We start from the raw sequence: 1,372 nt of genomic DNA, 5'->3' as shown, positions 1-1,372 counted from the left end.
GAGAGTTAGATGACGAGATGTTTGACATTGTGAATAGGGAATATGAAGAGAACGGATCTTTCCGTTGTGATTTTTCGCAACGAAAGAACGTGATCGCGAACTAGTTGTGATGTGGTTTTGCAGGTTTTACCCCTGCGCAAGCCGCAGAACAGTTAGCTGAGGGATCTCTCAAGCATAATAAGGGCATCTGGTGGATGCCTTGGCGTCAAGAGGCGATGAAAGACGTGGCACTCTGCGATAAGCTACGGTGAGCCGAGAGCAGGCTTTGACCCGTAGATTTCTGAATGGGGAAACCCCACCCAATAGGGTGATCCTGTCGTGAATACATAGCGGCAGGAGGCGAACCCGGTGAACTGAAACATCTCAGTAACCGGAGGAAAGGACATCAACCGAGACTTCGCTAGTAGCGGCGAGCGAACGCGAACCAGGCCAGTGGCTTATGCATAAGAACCGGAACGATCTGGAAAGGTCGGCCATAGTGGGTGATAGCCCCGTACGGGTAGAAAATGCATAAGTCCTCGAGTAGGGCGGGACACGTGAAATCCTGTCTGAACATGGGGGGACCACCCTCCAAGCCTAAGTACTCCTTGACGACCGATAGTGTACCAGTACCGTGAGGGAAAGGTGAAAAGCACCCCGATAAGGGGAGTGAAATAGTTCCTGAAACCGGATGCCTACAAGCAGTTGGAGCCTCTTTATGGGGTGACAGCGTACCTCTTGCATAATGGGTCAGCGAGTTAGTCTTACAAGCAAGCTTAAGCCGATAGGTGTAGGCGCAGCGAAAGCGAGTCTTAATAGGGCGATTGAGTTTGTGGGATTAGACCCGAAACCAGGTGATCTAGCCATGAGCAGGTTGAAGGTGATGTAACAGTCACTGGAGGACCGAACCCACGTCTGTTGAAAAAGACGGGGATGACTTGTGGTTAGGGGTGAAAGGCCAATCAAACCTGGAGATAGCTGGTTCTCCGCGAAATCTATTTAGGTAGAGCGTCAGACGAATACCATCGGGGGTAGAGCACTGAATGGGCTAGGGGGCCTTACCGGCTTACCAAACCTAATCAAACTCCGAATACCGATGAGTACTATCTGGCAGACAGACTACGGGTGCTAAGGTCCGTGGTCGAGAGGGAAACAGCCCAGACCGCCAGTTAAGGTCCCAAAGTTGTGGCTAAGTGGGAAAGGATGTAGGACGGCCAAGACAACCAGGACGTTGGCTTAGAAGCAGCCATCGTTTAAAGAAAGCGTAACAGCTCACTGGTCTAAATAAGCTGTCCCGCGCCGAAGATGTACCGGGGCTCAAGCCACACACCGAAACTGCGGACTTGTTCTTTGAACAAGTGGTAGCGGAGCGTTCCGTAAGCCTGTGAAGGTG

Annotated in this window: 1 rRNA gene (running past one end of the window); it reads left to right on the top strand. The window is 51.6% G+C overall.

The features are described 5' to 3' along the window. Nucleotides 1-166: 166 nt before the first annotated feature. A 23S ribosomal RNA gene (locus AC5Q5A_RS19650) occupies nucleotides 167-1,372 on the top strand (it continues 1,629 nt past the right edge of the window).

The sequence above is a fragment of the Thalassospira sp. CA1 genome (assembly GCF_059052855.1).
This window is presented reverse-complemented; position numbering and strand designations above follow the sequence as displayed.